Origin of the sequence: Pseudomonas sp. GL-RE-26, from assembly GCF_019956275.1 — a bacterium.
Lineage (GTDB): Bacteria > Pseudomonadota > Gammaproteobacteria > Pseudomonadales > Pseudomonadaceae > Aquipseudomonas > Aquipseudomonas grandcourensis.
On sequence record NZ_JAHBDI010000011.1, the window covers coordinates 167,919 to 187,118 of the forward strand.

Annotated in this window: 13 protein-coding genes; 7 read left to right on the forward strand and 6 right to left on the reverse strand. The window is 59.1% G+C overall.

Features of this window, described 5'->3' with window-relative positions:
• Positions 1-175: 175 nt before the first annotated feature.
• From KGB07_RS08305 to KGB07_RS08315, 3 genes are all read left to right on the forward strand, one after another.
• Positions 176-3,046 (forward strand): EAL domain-containing protein, encoded by a 2,871-nt coding sequence (locus KGB07_RS08305; protein WP_223465192.1) that lies wholly within the window; start codon positions 176-178, stop codon positions 3,044-3,046.
• 200 nt (positions 3,047-3,246) lie between these two features.
• A complete protein-coding gene (gene hexR / locus KGB07_RS08310; RefSeq protein ID WP_007954250.1) occupies positions 3,247-4,113 on the forward strand; it encodes a transcriptional regulator HexR in 867 nt (288 codons plus the stop codon).
• Positions 4,114-4,328: 215 nt separating this feature from the next.
• A complete protein-coding gene (locus tag KGB07_RS08315) occupies positions 4,329-4,538 on the forward strand; it encodes a PA3496 family putative envelope integrity protein (protein WP_046038865.1) in 210 nt (69 codons plus the stop codon).
• On the opposite strand, the gene KGB07_RS08320 is transcribed toward KGB07_RS08315, so the two are convergent.
• Complete coding sequence (locus KGB07_RS08320; RefSeq protein WP_046038866.1) at positions 4,480-5,442, reverse strand: LysR family transcriptional regulator; 963 nt, start codon at positions 5,440-5,442, stop codon at positions 4,480-4,482. The two genes, KGB07_RS08315 and KGB07_RS08320, sit on opposite strands and share 59 nt — an antisense overlap.
• A 191-nt stretch (positions 5,443-5,633) precedes the next feature.
• Here KGB07_RS08320 and KGB07_RS08325 point away from each other — a divergent pair, with 191 nt between their 5' ends.
• Positions 5,634-7,049, forward strand: coding sequence for an acetyl-CoA carboxylase biotin carboxylase subunit (locus KGB07_RS08325; RefSeq protein ID WP_046038868.1), 1,416 nt, complete (start codon positions 5,634-5,636; stop codon positions 7,047-7,049).
• An 11-nt stretch (positions 7,050-7,060) separates the two neighbouring features.
• Positions 7,061-8,869 (forward strand): sodium-extruding oxaloacetate decarboxylase subunit alpha, encoded by a 1,809-nt coding sequence (gene oadA, locus KGB07_RS08330; RefSeq protein WP_046038870.1) that lies wholly within the window; start codon positions 7,061-7,063, stop codon positions 8,867-8,869.
• 108 nt (positions 8,870-8,977) lie between these two features.
• Here oadA and KGB07_RS08335 read toward each other — a convergent pair whose 3' ends face one another.
• From KGB07_RS08335 to KGB07_RS08345, 3 genes are read right to left on the reverse strand one after another with little or no spacing between them, the layout of a single operon-like run.
• Positions 8,978-9,658 carry a GNAT family N-acetyltransferase gene (locus tag KGB07_RS08335; protein WP_046038872.1) on the reverse strand — a complete coding sequence of 227 codons (681 nt, stop codon included), beginning with the start codon at positions 9,656-9,658 and terminating at the stop codon, positions 8,978-8,980.
• A 16-nt stretch (positions 9,659-9,674) separates the two neighbouring features.
• Positions 9,675-10,121 carry a GNAT family N-acetyltransferase gene (locus tag KGB07_RS08340; RefSeq protein WP_046038874.1) on the reverse strand — a complete coding sequence of 149 codons (447 nt, stop codon included), beginning with the start codon at positions 10,119-10,121 and terminating at the stop codon, positions 9,675-9,677.
• 10 nt (positions 10,122-10,131) lie between these two features.
• Positions 10,132-10,755, reverse strand: a complete 624-nt coding sequence (locus KGB07_RS08345; protein ID WP_150724855.1) for an FMN-binding negative transcriptional regulator — start codon at positions 10,753-10,755, stop codon at positions 10,132-10,134.
• A 92-nt stretch (positions 10,756-10,847) separates the two neighbouring features.
• On the opposite strand from KGB07_RS08345, the gene KGB07_RS08350 reads away from it, so the two are divergent.
• Complete coding sequence (locus KGB07_RS08350; RefSeq protein WP_046038877.1) at positions 10,848-12,401, forward strand: PLP-dependent aminotransferase family protein; 1,554 nt, start codon at positions 10,848-10,850, stop codon at positions 12,399-12,401.
• A gap of 75 nt (positions 12,402-12,476) precedes the next feature.
• On the opposite strand, the gene KGB07_RS08355 is transcribed toward KGB07_RS08350, so the two are convergent.
• Positions 12,477-17,075 (reverse strand): DUF6543 domain-containing protein, encoded by a 4,599-nt coding sequence (locus KGB07_RS08355; protein WP_223465193.1) that lies wholly within the window; start codon positions 17,073-17,075, stop codon positions 12,477-12,479.
• 506 nt (positions 17,076-17,581) lie between these two features.
• Here KGB07_RS08355 and KGB07_RS08360 point away from each other — a divergent pair.
• On the forward strand, positions 17,582-18,040 hold the full coding sequence (locus tag KGB07_RS08360; RefSeq protein WP_223465194.1) for a hypothetical protein: 459 nt from the start codon (positions 17,582-17,584) through the stop codon (positions 18,038-18,040).
• A gap of 50 nt (positions 18,041-18,090) precedes the next feature.
• Here KGB07_RS08360 and KGB07_RS08365 read toward each other — a convergent pair whose 3' ends face one another.
• Positions 18,091-19,191 carry a polyamine ABC transporter substrate-binding protein gene (locus tag KGB07_RS08365; protein WP_046038883.1) on the reverse strand — a complete coding sequence of 367 codons (1,101 nt, stop codon included), beginning with the start codon at positions 19,189-19,191 and terminating at the stop codon, positions 18,091-18,093.
• Positions 19,192-19,200 lie beyond the last annotated feature (9 nt).

The window sequence follows — 19,200 nt, forward strand, 5'->3', positions numbered from 1 at the left end:
TCAGTCATCGGCTGCAGGCGTTGGCGGAGCGTGACTTCAGCATTTTCAGTGGCGTCGGCGGCCGAAAAATTTGGCGATTTATTGATCAGCAACAGTTTGGTCCGGGCAATTGCTTGTGTATGCTCCGAGCAGTTTCGGGCACATGCTCATCATTATAAGAACAAGAACATCGCCTATGACCCTCAGCTTCGACCTGTCGGGCCCCACTGTGGAGCCCCGGGTGATCCGTAAACAGTACGCCATGGAAATGGCGGTCGAACGCACTCGCCTGTTGTATCAAGGCTCGCTGCTGCCCACGTTATTCATGCTGATCAATGGCCTGGTCTGTGCCGGTTTGCTCTGGAGCCCGCAGCGCTATTTCCTGGTCAGTGTCTGGCTGGTGTGGTTGTTGTCTTTGGTGGCATTGCGGGTGATTCAGGTCGCAGCCTTCGATTCGGCCATTCCCAACCGTCAGGCCCATCCCATTTGGCGACGGATGTTTTTGCTGGGCTCCGGTCTCACCGGTCTGACCCTGGCCGGTGCCGGCATCGCCCTGGTTCCCGCCGATAACTTCATTCAGCAAGCCTGGGTTTTCGGTCTCATCGGTGCTGCGGCGCTCTCGGCCAGCGTGGCTTATGCGGTCAGCTTGCCGGCCTTTCTGTCATTCACCTTGCCCTGCCTGTTGCCAGCCATCGCCTATATGTTTTGGGGAGCTGACGAACAGCAGCACGGTTGGGGCTGGTTCGGGTTGATTCTGCTCGGTGCATTGAGCGTGGTTGCCTGGCAGGTCAATCGATTGATCGATCGGGGCTTGATGCGGCGCTTTCAGAACCAGGCACTGATCGAGCATCTGCAGCAGGCGCAAAGCTGCAGTGATCAGTTCAATCAGAAACTGGCCAAGGAGATAGAACAGCGTCGACGTGCCGAGGACGAGTTGCGAGAGATCCAGGTCGACCTGGAAAACCGTGTCGTTCAGCGCAGCCTGGAGCTGGACGCCGCCAACCAGGCGTTGAGCAAGAGTGAGGCGCGTCTGGCGCTGGCATTGAAGGCCAGCGAGTTGGGGTTGTGGGACTGGAACCTGCAAACCGACGAAGTCCATCACACGCAGATTCAGGAACTGTTCGGCCTGGAACCGGAGCAGGTCACGGCAATACTGCGTCACCTCAAGCCGCGCCTTCATCCCGAGGATCTTCCTGCGCTGAAAAGGGCGCTGGTCGAGCATTTGAAGGGCCGCACCGAGGACTATCAAATCGAGTATCGCGTACGGCATGGCGACGGCCACTGGGTCTGGATCGAAGACCGCGGGCGGGCGGTCGAGCGTACCGAAAACGGCCGGGTGATTCGCATGGTCGGCACTCGCCGCGACATCAGCGTCAGCAAAGGCCTGGAAGAGCAGCAACAACTGGCGGCGACCGTGTTCGAGGCGGCCAGCGAAGGGATCGTGATTTTCGATCCGAATTATGCCCTGATCGCGATCAATCAAGCCTTCAGTCGGGTGACCGGCTATGACATCGAGGACATGATCGGGCGCAATGTCATTGAGTTGCCATGCAGTCGCGATGCGCGTCGGCATTACGCCGCAATACATCAGGCGCTGGAGCAGCAAGGCAGCTGGCAGGGCGAATTGGTGGAAACCCGCAAGAACGGCGAGATGTATCCGCAATGGCTGCAACTGAATGCTGTGCGCGATACCCGGGGAAATGTGAGCCATATTGTGGGCTTCTTCGCCGATCTCTCAGCCCGTCGAGAATCCGAAGAGCGCATGCGCTATCTGACCCATTACGACGAACTTACCGGTCTGGCCAACCGCGCGATGTTCCGCGAACGACTCAGCGAGGCTCATCAACGAGTGCGACAGGGCGGTTATCGCAGCCTGGCGTTGCTGCACATCAATCTCGATCGGTTCAAGCAACTCAACGACAGCCTGGGACATGAAGTCGCCGACCAGTTGTTGCAGAAAATGGCCCGGCGACTGGTGAATGCGTTACCTGAAGCAGACACCATCGCGCGCCTTTCTGGTGATGAGTTTGCCGTGCTGTTCAATTCCTACGGCAACCTTTCGAGCCTGGCCCGGGTGGCGACTCGTCTGGCGAACAAATTACGTTTGCCGGTGACCATTGACGGGCATGAGCTGGTGGTCAGCGCGTCGATGGGCATCAGCCTGTTGCCGGACAGCGCGCGGGAAATATCGGCATTGGTCAATCAGTCGAACATGGCGATGCAGCACGCCAAACACCTGGGTGGCGATAATTTCCAGTTTTACACCGACAGTTTGCAAGCCAGCACGCTGGAGCGTTTGCAACTGGAAAACCACCTGCGCAAAGCCATCGAAGACAAACAGTTGAAGGTGTTTTACCAACCGAAACTGTGCCTTGCCACTGGCAGGTTGAATGCCGCCGAAGCCTTGGTGCGTTGGGATCATCCGACCATGGGCCGCGTGCCGCCGGGGGATTTCATCGGCCTGGCCGAAGAAACCGGATTGATCGGCCCGATCGGTGAGTTCGTGTTGCGACAGGCCTGCTGGCAAGCCTGTGAGTGGCAACGGCAGGGGCTCGAAGCGATTCGGGTGTCGGTCAATCTCTCGGTGCATCAATTGCGCCAGGGCAAGCTGGTCAGTCTAGTGCGCCAAGTCCTGGAGGAAACCGGGCTGGCACCGCACTATCTGGAGTTGGAGCTCACCGAAAGCCAGTTGTTGGACAGCGTCGAGCACATCATCGCGACGTTCCAGCAGTTGCGTGATCTCGGGGTGAAACTGGCCATTGACGATTTTGGCACCGGTTATTCATCGCTGAGCTATCTCAAGCGGATCCCGGTGGATTACGTGAAGATTGATCAGGCGTTTATCCGTGGCTTGGGTGAAGGCAGTGAAGACGCGGCGATTACCCGGGCAATCATTGCCATGGCTCACGGCTTGAAGCTGAAGGTCGTGGCGGAAGGAGTGGAGCGCGCAGAACAGCTTGAGTTCCTGAAAACCGAGCGCTGCGATGAAGTACAGGGCTATTTGATCAGCCGCCCGGTCGAGGCCGAGACGTTGGCCGGCTTGCTGCACGCGCAAGCCGCAAGCTGACGAGGATACATAAGGCGCTTTTGTCCATTAAAACGCGCACTCGGCGCACCAGGACGGGCGCCATGGCTGCTACATGAAGCGCGGGCACCTGAAATCGAGGGATTCGGTAACGCATTGAGCAGGCAAAAAGCCAATTCATGTAGTATAACTACAAGCGTGCTACATCCCCGGCACCTGCCAATAACAAAGAGTCCAGCCCTTTGAACCTGCTGCAACACATCGCCCAGTCTCGCCACCTGTTACGCAAGTCGGAGCTCAAGGTCGCCGACCATGTGCTGCTTGATCCTGCGGCCGTGATGCACAGCTCCATGGCCGACCTGGCCCACAGCGTGGGCATCAGTGAACCGACCATCGTGCGTTTTTGCCGTGCCATCGGTTGTTCCGGCTTTCAGGACCTGAAGCTGAAGCTGGCCCAGAGCCTGGCGGCAGGTGCGAGTTTTGGTCAGTTTGCGATCCATGAGGATGACTCGGTCGCCGACTACAGCCTGAAAATTTTCGACACCACCCTGCACACGCTGATGGAGGTTCGCGAGAAGCTCGATCCGCTGGAACTGCAGCGGGCGGTGACGCTGATGTCCCAAGCCCAGCGTGTCGAGTTCTACGGCTTCGGCGCCTCTGGTGCGGTAGCGGCGGACGCCCAGCACAAGTTCTTCCGCTTGCTGCTCACCGCTGCGGCGTATTCCGACCCGCACATGCAGGCGATGTCGGCCGTGACACTCAAGCCAACCGACGTGGCGATCTGCATTTCCCAGTCCGGGCGTTCCAAGGACCTGCTGATCACCGCCAACCTGGTGCGCGAAAGTGGTGCCTCGTTGATCACCCTGTGCCCGAGCCAGACGCCGTTGGCCGAGTTGTCTACGGTCAATCTGGCGATCGATGTGCATGAAGACACTGAAATATATACGCCGCTGACTTCGCGTATCGCCCACCTGGTGGTGATCGACGTGCTGGCGATGGGCGTGGCCATGGCCCGTGGCCCGAGCCTGGTCAACCACCTCAAGAGCGTCAAGCGCAGCCTGCGCAGCTTGCGCTTGTCGCCCAAGTCGGTGAAGGCGTTGGACGATTGATTTCAAGGCTGGCACCGACCCTGTGGCGAGGGAGCTTGCTCCCGCTCGGCTGCGCAGCAGTCGCAAAATCCTAGGGTCGCTTCGCAACCCAGCGGGAGCAAGCTCCCTCGCCACGGCACCCAACAAACTTTCATCAGTCTGTAACGCCCAAGCCGCCAAACCGTCATCCCCCGCGCCTAGATTGAAACTCCCGTACTCGCCTTGGGAGACTCGAAATGGCCATGCCCTACGAAGAACGCAACAGCGCTGTCAAAACCCGCCGTCAGCAAGAAGATCAGCGCCGCATGGAATTCCGCCGCGCCATCGAAGATCGCTGCGAACGCCGTCAGCTACTGGCCGAAATTGGCGATTTTCCGGAGTTGGAACTCAATTTCTGGCAGGCATCTCCCTCGGCGTCCCGTCGAAACGCTCAACCAGCGCGCTGATCTGAATCCGTTCGCTACGGATAAACGCCAGGAAGGCGTGAGCCACCGGTGACAGGCGTTTCGCCTTGGCCTGCACCAGGCACCAACTGCGAAACAGTGGAAGCTCTTCGACCGGTAGCTCGATCAGTCCACCGGTAGCCAGCTCAAGGCTCAGGGCGTGGCGCGTCAACAGCGCAACGCCCAGGCCTGCCAGCACACATTCACGCTGTGCTTCGGCAGACGAGACCTCCTGGGTCTGGTTGAAGTGCACGCGCTTCTCTTTGAAGTATTCTTCGCACGCCAGCCGCGTCCCGGAGCCCTGCTCACGCAGCAGCAGTGTGTAGGGCTCGAGATCCTGCAGGCGCAGCGGCCCCATATGACACAACGGGTGATCCGGTGGCGCCACGGCGACGATCGGGTTGTTCAGGAACGGCAGGAATTCCAGGCCCATGTCCTGAGGCACCATGGACATGATCACCAGGTCATCGCGGTTGTCCGACAGACGCCGAATGACCTGACCGCGATTGACCACCGTCAGTTGCAGGTTCACTTCCGGGTGCTGGCGTTTGAATGCGGCAAACAGATGCGGCACGAAATATTTGGCGCTGGATTCAATCGCCAGTTTCAGTTGCCCCTGCAACGAGCCCTGCATGTCCGACAGCTGCATGTCGAGGTTTTCCAGGCGCCCGAAAATATCCCGACTGGCCCGCTGTAACGCTTCAGCGGCTTCGGTCATGTAGAGTTTTTTGCCGACGTAATCGAACAAAGGCTGGCCAATCAGCTCTTCAAGTTGACGAATCTGTAGGCTGACGGCAGGTTGTGTGAGCGACATTTCCTCGGCCGCGCGGCTGTAGGACCGCAAATCACAGACCTCGTTGAAGATCTGCAATTGCCGCAAAGTCATACGCATCAATGACTTACGCATTATCTGGTCGCTCTCGTCGCTGGCTGGTGAATCAACTATAAGTCTTTACTTATGCACGACCCAATTTTTATTCATTTTTGTTAATCCCTTGTGGGCGCTAGTGTGGACCTGCGACCAAATTGAAACATTTGGTCACGCGTCGACCTGGGTCTAGCAGGTCGTGGGTACCACCGGCTCAAGGGAAACTCCAAGTGATAACAAAGATCCTGATCGCCAACCGTGGTGAGATTGCCGTACGAATCGTACGTGCCTGCGCCGAAATGGGCATTCGCTCGGTCGCGATCTACTCCGATGCCGACCGTCATGCCTTGCACGTCAAGCGTGCGGACGAGGCCCACAGCATTGGTGCCGAACCGCTGGCCGGTTACCTGAACCCGCGCAAGCTGGTGAACCTGGCGGTGGAAACCGGTTGCGATGCACTGCACCCCGGCTATGGCTTCCTTTCGGAAAACGCCGAGCTGGCGGAGATCTGCGCCGAACGCGGGATCAAATTCATTGGCCCGTCGGCTGAAGTCATTCGCCGCATGGGCGACAAGACCGAAGCCCGCCGCAGCATGATCAAGGCCGGCGTACCGGTGACCCCAGGCACCGAAGGCAACGTGTCGGGCATCGAAGAAGCCCTGACCGAAGGCGATCGCATCGGTTACCCGGTGATGCTCAAGGCTACTTCCGGTGGTGGCGGCCGCGGCATTCGTCGCTGCAACAGTCGTGAAGAACTCGAACAGGCTTTCCCGCGGGTCATTTCCGAAGCCACCAAGGCGTTCGGTTCGGCGGAAGTGTTCCTGGAAAAATGCATCGTCAATCCAAAGCACATCGAAGCACAGATTCTTGGCGACAGCTTCGGCAACGTGGTGCACCTGTTCGAGCGTGACTGCTCGATCCAGCGCCGTAACCAGAAGCTGATCGAGATTGCCCCGAGCCCGCAACTGACCCCTGAACAGCGCGCCTATATCGGCGACCTGTCGGTGCGCGCAGCCAAGGCCGTGGGCTACGAGAACGCCGGCACCGTGGAGTTCCTGCTCGCCGAGGGCGAGGTGTACTTCATGGAGATGAACACCCGGGTGCAGGTGGAACACACCATCACCGAAGAAATCACGGGCATCGACATTGTCCGCGAGCAGATTCGCATTGCGTCCGGCCTGCCGCTTTCGGTGAAACAGGAAGACATCCAGCACCGTGGTTTCGCCCTGCAATTCCGGATCAACGCCGAAGACCCGAAGAACAACTTCCTGCCGAGCTTCGGCAAGATCACCCGTTATTACGCACCCGGCGGTCCCGGCGTACGTACCGACACGGCGATCTATACCGGCTACACCATTCCGCCGTACTACGACTCCATGTGCCTGAAACTGGTGGTGTGGGCGCTGACCTGGGAAGAGGCGATGGACCGTGGCTTGCGAGCCCTCGACGACATGCGTCTGCAAGGGGTCAAGACCACCGCCGCGTACTACCAGGAAATCCTGCGTAATCCGGAGTTCCGTAGCGGCCAGTTCAACACCAGCTTCGTTGAAAGCCACCCTGAACTGACCAACTACTCGATCAAGCGCAAACCCGAAGAGCTGGCCCTGGCCATCGCCGCCGCCATCGCCGCCCACGCAGGCCTGTGAGGAATAGAACAATGAGCAAGCAAATCCACGTTACCGACACGATCCTGCGCGACGCCCACCAATCGCTGCTCGCGACCCGCATGCGCACCGAAGACATGCTGCCGATCTGCGACAAGCTCGACAAAGTCGGCTACTGGTCGCTGGAGTGCTGGGGCGGCGCGACGTTCGACGCCTGCGTACGCTTCCTGAAAGAAGATCCGTGGGAGCGTCTGCGCCAACTGCGTGCCGCGCTGCCTAACACTCGCCTGCAAATGCTGTTGCGCGGTCAGAACCTGCTGGGCTACCGCCACTACAGCGACGACGTGGTCAAGGCCTTCGTCGCCAAGGCAGCGGTCAACGGCATCGACGTGTTCCGCATCTTCGACGCCATGAACGACGTGCGTAACCTGCGCGTGGCCATCGAAGCGGTGAAAGCCGCCGGCAAACATGCCCAGGGCACCATCGCCTACACCACCAGCCCGGTGCACACCATTGAGGCCTTCGTGAACCAGGCCAAGCAAATGGAAGCCATGGGTTGCGACTCGGTGGCGATCAAGGACATGGCTGGCCTGCTGACCCCGTACGCCACCGGCGAACTGGTCAAGGCTCTGAAAGCCGAGCAATCGCTGCCAGTGTTCATTCACTCCCACGACACCGCTGGCCTGGCTGCGATGTGCCAAATGAAGGCCATCGAAAACGGTGCCGATCACATCGACACCGCGATCTCCAGCTTCGCCTGGGGCACCAGCCACCCGGGCACCGAGTCGATGGTCGCCGCCCTTAAAGGCAGCGAGTTCGACACCGGCCTGAACCTGGAACTGCTGCAAGAGATCGGTCTGTACTTCTACGCCGTGCGCAAGAAGTACCATCAGTTCGAAAGCGAATTCACCGCCGTCGACACCCGTGTTCAAGTCAACCAGGTACCGGGCGGGATGATTTCCAACCTGGCCAACCAATTGAAAGAGCAGGGCGCACTCAATCGCATGAGCGAAGTGCTGGCCGAAATCCCGCGGGTTCGTGAAGACCTCGGCTTCCCGCCGCTGGTGACCCCGACTTCGCAGATCGTCGGCACCCAGGCGTTCTTCAACGTGCTGGCCGGCGAGCGCTACAAGACCATCACCAATGAAGTGAAGCTGTACCTGCAAGGTGGCTACGGCAAGGCACCGGGCACCGTGAACGAACAACTGCGTCGCCAGGCCATCGGCAGCGAAGAAGTGATCGACGTTCGCCCGGCCGATCTGCTCAAGCCGGAAATGGCCAAGCTGCGTGCCGACATCGGCGCATTGGCCAAGTCTGAAGAAGACGTGCTGACCTTCGCCATGTTCCCGGACATCGGTCGCAAGTTCCTCGAAGAGCGTGCTGCGGGCACCCTGACGCCGGAAGTGCTGTTGCCGATTCCTGACGCCGGCGGCGTCGCCTCGGCTGGCGGCGAAGGCGTGCCAACCGAGTTCGTCATCGACGTTCACGGCGAAACCTACCGCGTCGACATCACCGGTGTCGGCGTCAAGGCCGAAGGCAAGCGTCACTTCTACCTGTCCATCGACGGCATGCCGGAAGAGGTGGTGTTCGAGCCGCTCAACGAATTCGTCGGCGGCGGCGGCAGCAAGCGCAAGCAAGCCACTGCACCGGGTCACGTCAGCACCACCATGCCGGGCAACATCGTCGACGTGCTGGTCAAGGAAGGCGACACCGTAAAGGCCGGCCAGGCCGTGTTGATCACCGAAGCGATGAAGATGGAAACCGAAGTCCAGGCAGCCATCGCCGGTAAAGTCACCGCCATTCATGTGGCCAAGGGCGACCGGGTGAACCCGGGCGAGATCCTGATCGAGATCGAAGGCTGAGTTAACAGCCTCGATACAACGCTTTATACCTCGGGGGAGCATGTGCTCCCCTTTTTTTCGCCCGAAATTCAAATCGCAGTCTTCGCCGAAGGCTGCGGTTTTCTGGATTCAGGACTGTTGCGTTCTGCACTCCACCAACCCTTTAACCTGACCCGAGACGGTCTGGTTCTCATCGCTCAGCCACTTCTCGAACCCGGCGCCAATCACCGGCCATTCCGAGTCCAGGATCGAGTACCACGCGGTGTCCCGATTTTGCCCTTTGACCACCATGTGCTGGCGGAACACTCCCTCAAAACTGAAGCCCAGGCGCTCGGCCGCGTATTTGGAGCGGGCGTTGGCGTTGTTGCATTTCCATTCCAGGCGGCGGTAGCCCAGGGCAAAGGATTCCTTGGCCAACAGGTAAACCGCCTCGGTGCTTTTCGGCGAGCGCTGCATCGGCGCGCCGAAGGTGACGTGGCCGATTTCGATGCGGCCCTGGGCCGGGACGATGGACATCAGGCTGAGAAGGCCCTGGACCTCGCCGCTGGCGCGGTCGATCACGCTGAAGAAATACGGGTCGCTGCTGGCCGCGTGGTTGTTCAGCCAGTCATTGAAGACGCTGCGCTCCGGGAAGGGGCCGTAAGGCAGGTAGTCCCAGAGTTTCGGGTCGGCACCGGGGCCTTGCAGGGCGTTGAACAGGTCGTCGCCGTGGCGCGCCGGGTCGAGTTTTTCCAGGCGGATGTAACGCCCTTCGATCAGTTGGGTCGTGGGGGCCGGGACGCCTTTCCAGTCGGCGAGTGAAATCGACATGCTGTTCTCCTTGAACCTAGATGGCTTTGCGAAACTGGATGAAACCCGGGCGTTCGGCGATGCGCTCGTAGAGCTGGATCGCGGTGGCGTTGGTTTCGTGGGTCAGCCAGTGGACCTTGTTGCAACCGTCGGCCTTGGCCGTGGCGTAGACGAACTCGATCAACTGGCGGCCGACGCCGGTGCCACGGGTTTCCGGGACCACCAGCAAGTCTTGCAGATAGCAGGAGTTTTCGATGGCCCAGTTCGAACGATGGTAGATGAAATGCACCATACCCACCGCTTTGCCGTCGGCCCAGGCGAGGGCGGCGTGGGTTGGCTCGCTCGGGTCAAGCATGCGCTGCCAGGTGTTATGGGTAACGGCCTCCGGCAATTCGGTTTTGTAGAAGCGCAGGTAGGCCTGCCACAGCGGCAACCAGGCCGCGTGATCACCAGCGGTGACTTGGCGAATGTCGATTTGACTCATGGTGACTTCCTTAGCGCATCAATTGGGCGAGGGTTTGGTCGTTGACGTCGGGACTGGCGGCCAGGCCTTCGCGCACGCCGGCGATATCGGCGGGGCTGCGGTTCTGGCTGAGCTTGCGCTTGCCTTCCAGTCGGTCGATGGGAATGGCGAAACCGACAATGGCCTTGAGCATGCCGTCGATGTAATCGGCGGGGGCATCGGCCACTGACCACGGTTGGGCGCGGCCAGCTTCATGGCGATCGGTGAGGGTGCTGACGATGTCGAGCAGCCGCCCGCCATCGCTGAAGGTTTCGGCTCGGCCATAGGCGTGTACGGCGACGTAGTTCCAGGTTGGCACGACTTTGCCGTGTTCGGCCTTGCTCGGGTAGAAACCAGGGCTGACGTAGGCGTCGGCACCGGCAAAAATCAGCAGGGCTTCGGCGCCGTCGCGCAGGTCTTTCCACTGTGGATTGGCTTTGGCCAGATGCCCGTACAACGTGCCGTTCGAGCCTTGTTCGCAATGCAGCAGCACCGGTACATGGCTGGCTTGCAGGCCGCTTTCACCGTGGGTCACCAATATGGCGAGACGGGTGGCGAGGATCAGTTCATGCAGTTGGGACAACTCGTCGATGGCAAAAGCACGTGGCGTGTACATGGAGATATTTTCCTTGGCGAATGCCTGCATCCTAGGCAGGCTATTGGTCTGTTGTAAGAGCCATTAATGACAAATTTCATGGGTCCATTGCGATGACTAGCGAACCACTGTCCCTGACCTTCAACCCCGCAGGTATCGAACTTGATCGTCGCCAGGGGCTGAGTCGTCAGCTCTACCAGGCATTGCGCACGCGTGTGTTGGACGGGCGACTGACCAGCGGTACGCGTCTGCCTGCCAGTCGTGATCTGGCAGCAGCGTTGGCAATTTCCCGTAACAGCGTGGTGCGCGCCTACGATCAGTTGTACGCCGAAGGGTTTATCGAAGGGCGAGTAGGCGACGGGACTTATGTCGCGCAATTGCCCCAGGCAACCGTGCCGGCAAAAAAACTATCCACAAAAGTGTCCACAGGGTTTTCAACAGGGTTACCCACAGCCTTATCCACAAATTGGCTCGATTTACCTGTGGATTCATCCAGTAAAGTTATCCACAACGACCCGTTGACCCGGGTCAAAAACAACCATTTGGCCACACCGCCGAGCGGTCCGCCCCGGGCATTTCGGGTCGGTGTTCCGGCGTTCGATCTGTTTCCATTCGAGGTCTGGGCCAAGCTGAATGCGGCTTTCTGGCGCAAACCGGATTTTCAACAGTTGTGCTACGGCGACCCGGCTGGCGATGCACGCTTGCGCGGGATGATCGCCGCGTATTTGCGCAGCTCCCGTGGCATGCAGTGCACAGCTGAACAAATTCTGATCACCAGTGGCGCGCAGCAGGGAATCAGCCTTTGTGCACAGTTGCTGGTGGAGCCCGGTGACGGGGTGGCGATTGAAAATCCGGGGTATCGGGCGGCTGGCCATGCCTTCGCCGTGGCGGGCGCTCGGCTGCACGGGGTAACGGTGGACAGCGAGGGCATCAATTGCAGCGAACTGTCAGCACTCGATGATTGTCGGCTGGCCTACGTCACGCCGTCCCACCAGTATCCCACCGGCGTGGTCATGAGCCTGGCGCGACGCTTGGAGCTGCTGGCCTGGGCCGAGCGCACCCAAGGCTGGATCGTCGAGGATGACTACGATGGCGAGTACCGCTACAGCGGCGCGCCACTGGCGCCTTTGGCTGCGCTCGATCGTCACGGGCGGGTGTTGTATGTCGGCACGTTCGGCAAGGTCGCGTTTCCGGCGTTGCGTCTTGGTTATCTGGTGCTGCCGCCGGGGCTGGTGCAGGCCTTTGCGCAGCGACGTGCGGTGGACGTGCGGCACTCCGAAGTCAGCACCCAAGCGGTGATGGCCGAGTTCATGGCGGCTGGGCATTTTCAGCGGCACATAAGGCGCATGCGGCGTGCGGCGCTGAGTCGGCGCAACACCTTGCTCAATGGTTGGCCGCAGGATATTCCAGGCGTCGGCAAGCTGCCCACCGTTGCCGCGGGACTGCACATGACCGTGCCGGTCGACAGCGTGGCCCGTGAACGCGAGCTGATCGAGTTGGCGAGCAGTGTCGATGTCGAGGTCAACGGCTTGAGCAGTTATTGGCTGCCGGAGTCCGCAACCCCGATGGATCAACGCGCCGGTCTGGTGCTGGGTTTTGCCGCAGTGCCCGAAAAGGCCATTGAGGCGGCGCTGCAACGGTTGCGGGCGGTGTGGCGTGCCGGCTGAAGCGCGCGGATTGGCGGTCCACGCGCTTATGGGCTTCCCGGTGTTGAACCAGGAGGCCAATTGGCGCTCCCGGGTTTACGAGAAGAACAGCGCACGAGCCAGTTGCGGGCTGATCTGGCTGCGATAGATGGCGATCACTTGTGGGTTGGTGGTGGCCGAGCGAGGGTCGTATGTGCCGGTCAGCAGTCGCTGATCCCGCAGTTTCAGATGTGCAGCGGTGAAGGCGTCGACCGGTGCGTCATGGCTGGCATAGTGGAAATGCGCATACCACAGCACTTGCTGGTTTCGACGCTCGCGAATTTCATATTCCTGCATGTAATCCTTGCGTAGGCCTTTGAGTCGGCGTCGATCACCGCTGCGCACAATGTAGACTTCATTTTTGCTTCGCAGCCACTGGACGCGGGTGGCCGTGGGTGGTTGCTGTTTGGTCATATCGATGCGTATCCGTTGACCCTCGGCGTACAGTCGATCATGTGCCTGGTTCAACTCCGCAGCCAGCTCTGTCGCGGCAACTTCGGGTTCATCGGTGCTGTTGGAGCTGATCAGGGATTGCTCCAGGGTCCTGGCACTCTGGTCGAAATGGTCGGCTTTTTGCTGGAACAGTTCCTCGACTTCAACCGGGATGCGACCGGGCTTTTTGGCACTCGCTTCGTTTTGCTGGATAAAGCTTTCCAGACCATCGAGCAGTGTCCGGCCATGGGCAATTTGAGTGTCGAGTGCCGGTGCTGGAATCGTCGGACGGCGACGTCTGGCCGGAACCCGTTCAAGCCAGACCCCGGGTGTTTTTTCGTGAAAGGTGGCGATGACTTTGCCGGTCATGGGCGCGCGCACATCAAGCAGAATCGGCTCTCCCGGTGCAGCGGAACGTACTTCGCCCACGACTGTGCCATTGAAGCGTGTTTTCACCACTCGTTTGCGCGATGCAGGTACAGGCCTGGAGGGTCCGGGGCGGGGTTCCTTGGGTGGTTCCTCTCGTAGCAACTGTGCCAGGTAGCCCTCGGTGTCCTGCTGGAATTCGCTGACCCGTTTGCGCAAGTGCTTGAGCGGTTGTTCCTGTACTGCATCCTTGTGGTTGACGGTGAAGTCTTCGAAGGACTGATCGATGGCCTCGAACTGTTCAAGCATGCCGCTGAGGGCCTCGATGCGTTCACCTGCCACCCAGGTGCTTTCTTGCAGCATCAGCTCTTGCGAGGTCTGGATAACCAGATTGGTCGTGTCGAGCAGGCGTGCGAATTCGTTTCGGGCTTCGGTCAACGCAACGCTGTCACCTTCTTTGAGGCATACCTCGCGGGCTAGCGAAACCTGAAGCGCCTTGAGATCGTTCAAGCTGTAAGTCGGCAGTTTGGCTCTGTAGGTGCTGACCATTTCCGCAGCACTTCTACCCAGTCGACCCATCTCTTGGAATCGTGATTGAGCAAACTCGATTTTGCCGATCATGCCCTCGGTCAGGTCGATCATTTTTTGATAGGTCGCATGGTCGCCAGCCCCGCCTGCCGTTTCTTCAGCTTCCAGCAGCGCCAGGGTCTCCTGCAGGGTTTGGGTGAAGACTGGACTTTTTTGATCGAGCCATGTCTGGTTGAAATACAGCTGGGTGCCGAGCATCTCGACCATATCGGTGCGGAAACTGGAAACCGTATCGAGCAGGTTCAGCGATTTCAATTGTTCAATGGGGGCCGCGTATTGGTCGGTGCGCCGATCGAGTTTCTCGAGGAACTGCTGTTGAATGGCAGGCCGCGTCTCGTCGCTGGCGGCCTTCATTTGGTTGTAGGCATCCGTCAGTTCTGTGCGTGCGCTTTCGCGCTCGTTTTTGAATTCTGCCAACTGTTGTTTGAGCTCGGTGACGCGCTGGCGATTCTGTTGTTTCAATGCCTTGCGTCGACTCGACAAACCACCGCCCCGCAGACGCAGGCGTGTATCGACGAACCAATCACCCCGCTGATTGCTGATCAATGCAGGGCCGCTGCGTAGAGGCTGTTGCCGTGAGTCGATAATCGATACCTCACCGGTTTCCTCAACCGCCACTTCGAACCAGCGCTCACCGACCGGGGCGTAGTACCTGGTCCCGTGGCGATAGAGGTGGCGGTAGACACCGTTGTTGCTGTCGGGTGGGGTGAGTGGTTCGGGTCTGGTGATGTTGAAGCGGTCCAGGGTTTTCGCCAGGCTCAGGGCGGCACCTGTCAGCACGGATATTCGATGCTGTGAAGAAGCAGCTTCGCCGACGATATCGGGCACCTGAACAACGACAACAGGGGGGGATGCCGGTTTTTCCTCAACCTCGGTCGCTACCGTTGGCGAGGGCCTTTCCTCGATTCTGCGGGCAGTCGCATGGTGCGTACTGGCGTGATGGGCGAGCACCATGGCCAGGGTCAACAGCAGGTCGGTCATCGCTGTTTTCTGCTGTTGTCGGTCACCGTTCTCGCCGGTGTCCACGGTTTGTTGCAGGTCATCCAGTACCTGCCAGATCCAGGCGGCCGTGCCGACGGTGCGGCCGAGAAAGGGCAGCGCCGCGTTTAGAATCATCCACGCCGCTTGCTTGAAAGTCGCCCAGCGATTCTGCGCATTGGACACCGATTGCCGTTGCGCCAGTTCGACCAGCGCGTTGACGTTGGCCTTGAACAAGTTGGCCAGGTAATCAGACGCGACGACTCCGGTCCCCAGGGAAAGCGTGCCGCCCATCTGCAGCGGGGTCAGTGGGTCAGCCAGGAGTTGCGAGAGGGACCAGACCGAAGGCCGGTCACCGGTGAACACATAGTTCGCGTAGTTGGCGCGTACGCCATCCGGCAACCAGGCGAGCACCGATTGACGCAGTGTCGGCGTGTGTTTGATGGCATAGATCAGGTTGGCCGCTGTCGGGTACTGGCTCAATGGCTGGTCGAGCAGTGGTCGGTAGAGCAGGCAAGGGCCTTTGTCCATCTGCCGTGGGCCGATCACGAACATGTTGGTCACTTCGTCTGCAGAGGCATTGAGGCGCCAGCCGGGATTGAACGCCAGTGGGCGAATGACAACTTCCTGGCCATCCACCCAGCGGTTGGCATCAAGCACTTGGACCACGGCCGCGACATAACGGTAACCCCGTTCATCAATCCCGCCCTGTGCGCGAATCTTTTGCTGCAATGCCAGAAGCGGTAGCTCGACTCGTAAGTGGCTGGTGAACAGATTCTGGCGCCGCAGGCTCTCAAGTTGGTCGTCGAGCAGCTTGTTTTTGATCAGAGTCGGGTAGGTCTGGCCGATGTCGACGCTGGTGATCAACGCCTCCAGGTAACTCACCGTCAACCATGCCGGCAGTGCTGTGGCGCTGGTGCTGCGCACGGTTTTGTTGCCCAGCGGCAGGGCAATCAGGTTTTGCAGTGCCAGGTCGACCAGGCTCAGCGTGGTGCGCTCGGGCTCGACCAGCGGCACGAAGGCGCCCCAGACCACCACGCTATCGACCACGATCTCGATGTCCGCCAGATTCAGCTGTGCGGCATCGGCGTGCTCTTTGAGCATGGCATCGCGCAGCTGATCCAGGGTGAACTCGCGGATTGGCTTGATCCCGTCCTGAAACGACTGACCAGCGTTCTGATTCTGTACTTGTGCCAGATCCATCAGGTGACGGCTGTAAGCGGTGAGATCGCTGGACGAAGCGCTGGCCATCCAGTCCGGCAATGCTTGCTCAACCCGATTGAATCGAGAGGGTTTTTGTTTGTCCTTTGGGTCGAGTTCGTTCGTTGAGCGACTGATGTGCGGTGCCAGGTCGGGATTCACTGCAGCGGTATCGTTCGCCAGGGCGCCAATCGAGTCCGCTTGCAGGGCAATCAGGTTGCACGCCAGATGGTCGAAGTAATTGCCCTCCGGCTCGATCAGGCGCCATTGCAGGGTGTTTCCGGGGGTTTGTCCATCGGTGTACGTCAGTAAGGATTCGCCCAGTTCCTGCAACGAGTCGTATGTCTGAAATCCGTGGGTAATGGTGTGAGTAATGATGAGGTTGTGGGTGCCTTGGGTTCCGATCAGTACCGCCATGTCGAGGATGTTGAGGTGAGTCGAGACGCCGCCGCTCAAGCCGTCGAGGTCTATCAGGCATGCCCGCGAATGATAGGGGTCGTGAGGCCCGCGCGTGCTTTTGTCCGGGTCAGCGAACAGGTTGCGGGCCATAGCGTAACGGTCAGTGTCCCAGTTCGTGTTCGATTCGATGTTCCACAGTTCGCGCAGTGAGTTGGACAAGCTTTTCCACCGTGGCGCGGACGCTCGGGTGTACTGGTTCCAGTAGTCGACCTGTTGCTCTTGAAACGCGACAAACAGCAGCGGCGCCAACTCGTTGAGCAGCCGTCCGATGGCATCGATTCTGACGGGCAGTTGCGCCGGAGTCGGTTTCAGCGGTTGCAGCGTCAGGTAGTGCTCGCCATCGAGGTAGACCACGGGGGTGGCCTCTACACCATGGCGTACCAGCGCGTCGGTCAACGATTCAAAGCGGCGTGGTCCTGGGACGACACGCTGGTCATGAAAGCTCCAGGTCGGGGTAACCACCATGGCCAGGCGCGGGTCGATGTGCAGGTCCGGGTAGAGCGCTCTCAGGGCCGGTTGCAATGCATGGGTGGCGACCTCCCTGATCGAGGGGCCTGCCACCAATTGGGTAAGCAAGGCGTCCTGATCGGCTGAGAGATCGGATGCGGAAGGAGAGGTGGAAGTATCGGGCATGGGTCACATCCTTTGTGGGGGCTGGCACTGTTGAACGTTCGGTGTGCGATCCCCTGCAAGGTAGTGACGGGCAGGACGGCGTTGGCGGTAAATAAATATTGTGGGCAAAAAAAGACGTGCGCAAACGCAGGTCTTGATAACGACGGGGGCCGCGGATCGCCAGGTCGATCAATTCCGTGGCGTCCTTGTTCGGGTTCGGGTTCGGGTAACCCACTACGTCGTGGCCAGACGTACATAGTTAAACGTCGAAGTTGTGGTTGTGGTTGTGGTTGTGGTTGTAGTTGTAGTTGTAAAAAAGTTATATGAAACACTTTCAGGATTGACCGGGCGCATCAATGCGCATAAATAATTATTGCGTAACGGAGGAAGTACTTGCGCTAGCGAAATCGATAATTGCTGTCGTGTCTCCTTGTTGCCGTTTTTTAAGTTTATTTATCATTCGACCCTATGAAGTCATGACCTGAATTCTGGCGTTTTTTTGCTTGGGCTCATCAAGGAATATTTCTATGAAACATTTACACGCAAAGTGCCTGAAAGCAGCACTGGAAGCAACGAGGTGCCAGGGCCTGCGGCAGGTAACGGGCGACCACTTTACTGCAACGATTGATGGTGCTGCCTTTAACGCCGACGACGTTCAAGGTTTTATCAGTTTTGGTGTAAAGATTGTGGTGGGAGTCATTAATGAGGGAAATAATCGGCGATATATATCCGTGGCGGCGGATGAAAATCTTGGTGACGGAGAGCATGATGTAAGTCTCGATGGAAAAGTCACCATCGGCTATATGATAGAAAATGCCGGGGAGCCGACTCTGGAATATCCTGCGGAGTCTGGTCGAGCTCATATTTGTTGTGAAGGTAATCGGCAGGAATTCTCTGGCTCTTTCAATGTAACATTGATTGACGAATCGCCTTACAAAGAAATTGAAGCAACTTTCAAAGTGACCAATTTGCATCGCCTGGCCTGAGTTTGAACAATAAAACCTCCTGCCAGCAACGGCAGGAGGTTTTTCTGATCTCAAGTCCCGGACTTGATCTTGGTCCAGGCCCGGGTCCGCGCACGTTCGGCATCGCGCGGCAGCGGTTGCAGGGTGTAGAGCGTGCCCATCGCCGCATCGGTCGGGTACAGGTTGGGATTGTTGCGAATCGCCGGGTCGACCAGTTCCGTGGCGTCCTTGTTCGGGTTCGGGTAGCCGACGAAGTCACTGACCGGCGCAATCACCTGCGGCTGCAGCAGGTAGTTGATGAAGGTGTAGGCGTCTTCGGGATTTTTCGCCCCCTTCGGAATCGCCAGCATGTCGAACCAGATCGGCGCGCCTTCCTTCGGCAAACGCATGTCGACGACTACACCGTTCTTGGCTTCCTTGGCGCGGTTGGCGGCTTGCGAGAAGCTGCCGGAATAACCGACTGCGACACAGATGTCGCCGTTGGCAATGTCGGCCATGTACTTGGACGAGTGGAAGTAGGTGATATACGGACGAATCTTCATCAGCAGTGCTTCAGCCTTGTCGTAGTCCGCAGGCTTCTTGCTGTTGGGGTCCAGGCCGAGGTGTTGCAGGGCCAGCGGCAAGATCTCCGAGGGAGAGTCGAGCAGGGCGACGCCGCACTGCTTGAGCTTGCTGATGTTCTCTTCCTTGAAGATCAGGTCCCAGCTGTCTACGGGGGCGTCGGCGCCCAAGGCGGCCTTGACCTTGTCCGGGTTGAAGCCGATGAGGATGGTCCCGTACATGTACGGCACGGCGAACTTGTTGCCCGGGTCGTTGGCCTCGATCAGCTTCATCAGCTTGGGATCGAGGTGGTTCCAGTTCGGCAGCTTGCTGCGGTCCAAGGGCTGGAATACCCCGGCTTCGATTTGCTTGGCGAGGAACACGTTGGACGGCACCACCACGTCGTAGCCGGAGTTGCCGGTCAGCAGCTTGGCCTCCAGCGCTTCGTTGGTGTCGAAGATGTCGTAGACCAGTTTGGACTGGGCGTTCTGGGCCTTGAAGTCTTCCAGGGCCTTGGGCGTGATGTAGTCGAACCAGTTGTAGACGCGCAAGGTTCGCTCTTCAGCGTGTGCAGTGCCACTGATTAGCGTGGCGCACAGGGCTGGAAAAATAAAACGCTTAAGATTTTTCATTCTTCTACT

Bases quoted from the DNA above. Each gene is read 5' to 3' on its own strand.
- KGB07_RS08315 (WP_046038865.1), top strand. From the start codon at position 4,329: ATGGCCATGCCCTACGAAGAACGCAACAGCGCTGTCAAAACCCGCCGT.
- KGB07_RS08320 (WP_046038866.1), bottom strand. From the start codon at position 5,442: ATGCGTAAGTCATTGATGCGTATGACTTTGCGGCAATTGCAGATCTTC.
- KGB07_RS08350 (WP_046038877.1), top strand. From the start codon at position 10,848: ATGACTAGCGAACCACTGTCCCTGACCTTCAACCCCGCAGGTATCGAA.
- KGB07_RS08365 (WP_046038883.1), bottom strand. From the start codon at position 19,191: ATGAAAAATCTTAAGCGTTTTATTTTTCCAGCCCTGTGCGCCACGCTA.
- KGB07_RS08355 (WP_223465193.1), bottom strand. From the start codon at position 17,075: ATGCCCGATACTTCCACCTCTCCTTCCGCATCCGATCTCTCAGCCGAT.
- KGB07_RS08340 (WP_046038874.1), bottom strand. From the start codon at position 10,121: ATGAGTCAAATCGACATTCGCCAAGTCACCGCTGGTGATCACGCGGCC.
- KGB07_RS08335 (WP_046038872.1), bottom strand. From the start codon at position 9,658: ATGTCGATTTCACTCGCCGACTGGAAAGGCGTCCCGGCCCCCACGACC.
- KGB07_RS08305 (WP_223465192.1), top strand. From the start codon at position 176: ATGACCCTCAGCTTCGACCTGTCGGGCCCCACTGTGGAGCCCCGGGTG.
- oadA (WP_046038870.1), top strand. From the start codon at position 7,061: ATGAGCAAGCAAATCCACGTTACCGACACGATCCTGCGCGACGCCCAC.
- KGB07_RS08345 (WP_150724855.1), bottom strand. From the start codon at position 10,755: ATGTACACGCCACGTGCTTTTGCCATCGACGAGTTGTCCCAACTGCAT.
- KGB07_RS08360 (WP_223465194.1), top strand. From the start codon at position 17,582: ATGAAACATTTACACGCAAAGTGCCTGAAAGCAGCACTGGAAGCAACG.